General features: G+C 60.7%; 6 protein-coding genes. 5 read left to right on the top strand and 1 reads right to left on the bottom strand.

What is annotated here, in order from left to right:
* The 5 genes from AC1DIX_RS27195 to AC1DIX_RS27175 form a co-directional block, all read left to right on the top strand.
* Positions 1 to 1170: UDP-N-acetylglucosamine 4,6-dehydratase family protein (locus AC1DIX_RS27195; protein WP_477328406.1), on the top strand; the 1170-nt coding region annotated here is incomplete at its 5' end.
* Between the two features lie 41 nt (positions 1171 to 1211).
* Complete coding sequence (locus AC1DIX_RS27190; RefSeq protein ID WP_477328405.1) at positions 1212 to 2540, top strand: nucleotide sugar dehydrogenase; 1329 nt, start codon at positions 1212 to 1214, stop codon at positions 2538 to 2540.
* Between the two features lie 10 nt (positions 2541 to 2550).
* Positions 2551 to 3612 carry a Gfo/Idh/MocA family protein gene (locus AC1DIX_RS27185; RefSeq protein WP_477328403.1) on the top strand — a complete coding sequence of 354 codons (1062 nt, stop codon included), beginning with the start codon at positions 2551 to 2553 and terminating at the stop codon, positions 3610 to 3612.
* 1 nt (position 3613) lies between these two features.
* Positions 3614 to 4237, top strand: a complete 624-nt coding sequence (locus tag AC1DIX_RS27180; protein WP_477328401.1) for an acyltransferase — start codon at positions 3614 to 3616, stop codon at positions 4235 to 4237.
* A 7-nt stretch (positions 4238 to 4244) separates the two neighbouring features.
* Entirely contained in the window at positions 4245 to 5375 is a 1131-nt protein-coding gene (locus AC1DIX_RS27175) for a DegT/DnrJ/EryC1/StrS family aminotransferase (protein WP_477328400.1), read from the top strand.
* 235 nt (positions 5376 to 5610) lie between these two features.
* Here AC1DIX_RS27175 and AC1DIX_RS27170 read toward each other — a convergent pair whose 3' ends face one another.
* Complete coding sequence (locus tag AC1DIX_RS27170; RefSeq protein ID WP_477328398.1) at positions 5611 to 6315, bottom strand: methyltransferase domain-containing protein; 705 nt, start codon at positions 6313 to 6315, stop codon at positions 5611 to 5613.
* Positions 6316 to 6441: the final 126 nt, after the last annotated feature.

The following is a 6441-nucleotide window of genomic DNA, read 5'->3' as shown; positions in this document are numbered from 1 at the left end:
TTCGAAGACCTGCTCGGCCGGCCGCCGGTGCCGCCGCGCATCGACCTGTTCGCCCGCTGCGTGCGCGGCAAGTCCGTGCTCGTGACCGGCGCCGGCGGCTCCATCGGCAGCGAGCTGTGCCGCCAGATCGTGACCGTCGCGCCGAGCCGCCTGCACCTGCTCGACCACTCCGAGTTCGCGCTCTACACGATCCGCCAGGAGCTGGCCACCCGCTTTCCCGACATCCCCATCGAAGCCCACCTCGGCTCGGTATGCAATGCCGACCTGGTCGAGCGCATCCTGCGCGACGGCAAGGTCGACACCATCTACCACGCCGCCGCCTACAAGCAYGTGCCCCTGGTCGAGASCAATATCGTCGAGGGCCTGCGCAACAACGTGGTCGGCGCCCAGGTCGTCGCCTCCCAGGCCGCCCGGCACCGCATCGAGACCTGCGTGCTGATCTCCAGCGACAAGGCGGTGCGCCCGACCAACATCATGGGCGCCAGCAAGCGCATCGCCGAACTCATCTTCCAGGCCGCGGCGGCTCGCCATGGCGCCCRCACCACCTTCTGCATGGTCCGCTTCGGCAACGTGCTCGGTTCGTCCGGCTCGGTGATCCCGCTGTTCCAGCGCCAGATCGCGCGCGGCGGCCCGCTGACCATYACCCACCCGGAAGTGTCGCGCTACTTCATGCTGATCCCCGAGGCCGCCCAGCTGGTGATCCAGGCCGGCGCGATGGCCAAGGGCGGCGACGTGTTCGTGCTCGACATGGGCGGACCGGTGCGCATCGTCGACCTGGCGCGCACCATGATCGCCCTGCACGGCCTGACCGAAAAAGGCGTCCAGAATCCGGACGGCGACATCGAGATCCGCTACGTCGGCCTGTTTCCGGGCGAGAAGCTGCACGAGGAGCTGCTGACCGACGGCGTGATCTTCCCCAGCGACCACCCGCGCATCATGCGCATGAAAGAAAATGCCTTGAGCCCCGGGGTTCTCGACACCTTCATCACCTGCCTGATGATGGCCTGCGACACCCATGATCGCAAGATGATCGAGTCGATGGTCAAGGCCATCGTCACCGAATATAGCCCCCAGCCGGCACCAAGCGCACCAAGCGCACCAGCCGCCCAGCCCGTCCGGACCCCGCAGCGTCTGGGACTGATCAAGAAAGCCGTCTCGTTCCRTATCTGATTCGCCTTGCCCCTCTCCCTAACCGATTCAGGAGGATTTCCATGCGTGATGAAAGCAAGCCAGCATCCTTGGAGCAGCTTGTCAACAAGCTGCGTGACCGCACAGCCATTATCGGCATCGTTGGCTTGGGCTACGTCGGCCTGCCGCTGACGCTGCGCTATGTCGAGGCAGGCTTCCGCGTCCTCGGCATCGATATCGACGGTACCAAGGTCGAGCGTCTGAATCGGGGGGAAAGTTATATCAACCATATCAAGGCCGGCGATATCGCGAAGGCGCACGACACGGGATTCGAGGCAACCACCGACTTCGCCCGCGCGGGCGAGCCGGACGCGCTCATCATCTGCGTGCCGACCCCGCTGAACGCCTACCGCGAACCGGACCTGTCCTTCGTGCTCGGCACCGCCGACGCCCTGCTGCCTTTCATGCGCCCTGGCCAGGTGCTGTCGCTGGAAAGCACCACCTACCCCGGCACCACCGACGAGGAACTCAAGCCGCGGCTGGAATCGCGCGGCTTCATTGTCGGGCGCGACGTCTTCCTGGTGTTCTCGCCGGAGCGCGAAGATCCGGCCAACCCGGACTTCCAGACACGCACCATTCCCAAGGTCTGCGGCGGCGTGACCGCGGCCTGCCTGGAGGCCGGCATCGCCCTCTACAGCCCCGCCATCGACCGCGTGGTGCCGGTCAGCTCGACCCGCGCCGCCGAGCTGACCAAGCTGCTGGAAAACATCCACCGCGCCGTCAACATCGGCCTGGTCAACGAGATGAAGATCATCGCCGACCGCATGAACATCGACATCCATGAGGTCATCCGCGCAGCGGCCACCAAACCCTTCGGCTTCACACCGTATTACCCTGGCCCTGGCCTGGGCGGGCACTGCATCCCGATCGATCCTTTCTACCTGACCTGGAAAGCGCGCGCCTACGGACTTCACACCCGCTTCATCGAACTGGCGGGCGAAATCAACAGTGAAATGCCGCACTGGGTGATCGAGAAGGTCACGGATGCACTCAACCGGCGCAGCAAGTCCGTCATGAACAGCCGGGTGCTGGTGCTGGGCATCGCCTACAAGAAGGATGTCGAGGACATGCGCGAGTCGCCCTCGGTCGAACTGATGGAGATCCTGCGGGACAAGGGCGCCGTGGTTCATTATTCGGATCCGCACGTACCGGTCTTCCCGCGCATGCGCGAGCACCGGTTCGACCTCGCGAGCGTCGATTTGACACCCGCAAGCATCGCTTCCTATGACGTGCTGCTGCTGGCGACCGCGCACTCCGCCTTTGACTACGATCTGATCCAGAGACACGCACCGCTCATCGTGGACACCCGCGGTGTCTACCTCGCCCCCATGTCCAACGTCGTGAAAGCTTGAGGATCCCGCCATGCGCCCCTATCCCGCCCCCATTACCGACCGCAAGATCAACTTTGCCCTGGTCGGTTGCGGCCGCATCGCCAACAATCATTTCGATGCGCTGCGCAAGCATCATGAGCGTGCAGAACTGGTCGGTGTTTGCGACGTCGATCCGCGTGCCCTCGACCACGCTGTAGGCTTGACCCGCGTCCCCGGCTATACCGACCTGGACGAGATGTTGCGAAAATGCGAAGCCGATGCCTTCATCCTGACGACACCGTCCGGCATGCATCCGGACCAGACGATCCAGATCGCGCAAGCCGGACACCACGTGATGACCGAGAAACCGATGGCAACCCGCTGGGAGGACGGCAAGCGCATGGTCGCCGCCGCCGACGCGGCCGGCGTGCGCCTGTTCGTGGTCAAGCAGAACCGCCGCAACGCCACGCTCCAGTTGCTCAAGCGGGCGGTCGACAAGAAGCGCTTCGGCCGCATCTACATGGTCAACCTGAATGTGTTCTGGACCCGCCCGCCGGAGTACTACACCAGTGCGAAATGGCGCGGCACCTGGGAATTCGACGGCGGTGCCTTCATGAACCAGGCCAGCCACTACGTCGACCTGATCGAATGGATCATCGGCCCGGTCGAGAGCCTGCAAGCGTATACCGCCACGCTGGCACGCGACATCGAGGTCGAGGATACCGGGGTGCTCAGCCTGCGCTGGCGCAACGGGGCGCTGGGTTCGATGAATGTCACCATGCTCACCTACCCGCGCAATCTGGAAGGCTCGATCACGATACTGGGCGAGCGCGGCACGGTACGCATCGGCGGCGTCGCTGTGAACGAGATCCAGCATTGGGAATTCGCCACCCCGGATCCGGACGACGACAAGGTGCGCGACGCCAGCTATGAGACGAGTTCCGTTTACGGCTTCGGCCACCCGCTCTACTACGACAACGTGATCAAGGTGTTGCGTGGCGAGGCCGAGCCGGAAACCGACGGCCGTGAGGGGCTGAAGTCGCTGGAAGTGCTGATCGCGGCATACAAGTCGGCACGCGACGGCCAGCGTGTGGCCTTGCCACTGGCTTACTGACATGGATACCAACATCCACTTCAGCGCGATCGTCGATGATGGCGCCGTGCTCGGCGAGGGAACCCGTGTGTGGCACTTTGCCCACGTCTGCGCGGGGGCGCGCATCGGCGCCGGCTGCTCGCTCGGCCAGAATGTGTTCGTCGGAGACGACGTTGTGATCGGCGACAACGTAAAGATCCAGAATAATGTTTCGGTCTACGATGCCGTGACGCTCGAGGACAATGTGTTCTGCGGACCGAGCATGGTCTTCACGAATGTCTATAACCCACGGGCGGCGGTCACGCGCAAGCACGAATACCGGCGCACGCTGGTACGCTGCGGAGCCACCATCGGCGCCAACGCGACCATCGTCTGCGGGGTAACGATCGGCGAGCACGCCTTCATCGGCGCGGGCGCGGTCGTCACCCGCGACGTGCCGGCGTTTGCACTGATGGCCGGCGTACCGGCGCGCCAGATCGGATGGATCAGCCGTTTCGGCGAACGCCTCTCTTTGCCGCTGACCGGTAATGCCGAGGCACGCTGCCAACACACCAAGGATCTCTACATCCTGCGAGACGGTACTTGCATGCTTTCCTACAGCACAAGCGCCGGCGCCTGGGCCCGCTTTCCTGAACCAGCCAAGTGAATCGACCATGGAATTCATCGACCTCAAATCCCAATATCAACAATCCCGCGACCTGATCAACCAGCGCATCCAGACCGTTCTCGACCACGGTCAGTACATCATGGGGCCGGAAGTGACAGAGCTCGAAACACGGCTTGCAGAGTACTGCGGCGCGCGTCATTGCGTCACAGTCTCATCCGGCACCGAGGCATTGATCATCGCCCTGATGGCGCTCGACATCGGTCCGGGTGATGAAGTGATCACAACACCGTTCTCATTCATCGCCACCGCCGAGGCAATCGTCCTGGTCGGCGCAAAGCCGGTATTCGTCGATATCGACTGCGGAACCTGCAATATCGATCCTGCGCTGATCGAGTCTGCCATCACCACCCGCACCCGGGCGATCATGCCTGTATCCTTGTTCGGTCAGCCAGCCGACATGGATCAGATTAACGGGATTGCACAGCGCTATGGTCTGGCGGTCGTCGAAGACGCGGCGCAGAGCTTCGGCGCAGTCTATCGCGGCAAAAAAAGCTGCCATCTTTCAGATATCGGCTGTACCAGCTTCTTTCCGAGCAAACCTCTCGGATGCTACGGAGACGGTGGGGCACTGTTCACCGATGATGACGAGATTGCCAAAGCAGCACGTGAAATTCGCGTGCACGGGCAATCGCAGCGCTACGTTCATACGCGCATCGGCGTAGGAGGACGCATGGACACGCTCCAATGTGCCGTTGTTCTGGCAAAGCTCGAGCGCTTCGATTGGGAGCTGGCGGAGCGCACCACGGTGGCGGCTTGGTACGACGCCCTTCTGTCGGGCCGGATCGGCCTGGTCGGCGTTTTACCGGAACGCAGCAGCGTCTACGCACAATATACGGTCGTTCTCGAAGAACGGGACCGGGTGCAGGCCGCGCTGAAGGAAGCCGGAATTCCAACTGCAATTCATTACCCCATGCCTATCCATCGTCAACCGGCCTATACCTCGCCAGAGATCAGGGATACCTGCCCGGTTGCCGACGAAATGGCCGCCAGGGTAATGAGTTTGCCAATGGGCCCTTATCTATCCCGTTCCAATGCCGAGCATGTTGCAAACATCCTGCTGCATAAGGTAAATGCGAGTCCTTCCACCGCCAAGGAAACCGTCGCATTATCGGCGTAAGGGTGGTCGGCCTGGTGGCGCGAGTTCTGTCAAGAGTATTGCCGATGTACGATGGAACTCGCCATTCTCGACAGGATCGTAACGACAATCTTCACCATGGCGGAATGCGCTACCCATTGCGCATGAAATACCGCGTGCCGCAATATCTTGAAACGCAAGGCGCTGCTTTCAAGCAAGCCTCCCTATTTCTTCATCCGTAGCAACAACTTGACTGTCTTGCCGCCCCTATCGCGGCTCAACCAGTCATGTATTGATGCAGGGAACTCTGGGCGTCCTGGTTCCGGAAGAGAGTAACGAAGCCAACCCTGGCAAGGCAAAGCCGATGCTGGTCGTTGGCGTAAGCAATGATCGATCGGCTTTGCCTGAAGCGATCCATATTACTTTCTAGAAATTTTCTCAGAATGGATTCGCCGAATGGATTGAACAAGAAAATCAGGTTATTGCCAGGCGGCAGGCAAAAGGAAGCTGCATCGGCATTAACAAAGAAAATATTATCCACGCCAAACTTGGCAGCATTATCTCGGGCAATTTCAACGAGCGGCCCGGAAAATTCGACACCAATAATTTTACGAAACCGAAACCGCGTAGCGACGTAAAAGCAAGCCTTGCCCTTTCCCGAGCCGAGGTCGATGAAATGATCGAATACGATATCGGTCTTTTTCACCTCATCGACCAATTCACGGAGCGCGGCACAAGTAACTGCCTGATAGGCCATCGAATGCGGCAGGGCTGCCGAATGAATTGTTTCCAGCTCTCGATTTTCGATATAGCCGCTGCAATTCAAACAGTATCTTCGTTCGAACACGAAGTCCTCGATCCAACGAATCCCCACCCCGACCTTGCCTTCAAGGGACCGTAGCTTGTGCCGAAGCGGCCTCTTCAGCCATACCGCAATCCTTGTGCGCCTTTGATCAGGGCACGACTCGTCTCTGTAAGTCATTGATTTTCCATTGAAAAATATAGACCGAACCGTCTCGAAAGCTGGCAGGCTCGCACCTAGTTAATGAAAAGTTAATGCCATTTTTTCTTCCTGAATATCTTTTCGACGGCTCCTCGGAAACCCCGG

The organism is Massilia sp. 05N420 (assembly GCF_056397205.1).
This window is presented reverse-complemented; position numbering and strand designations above follow the sequence as displayed.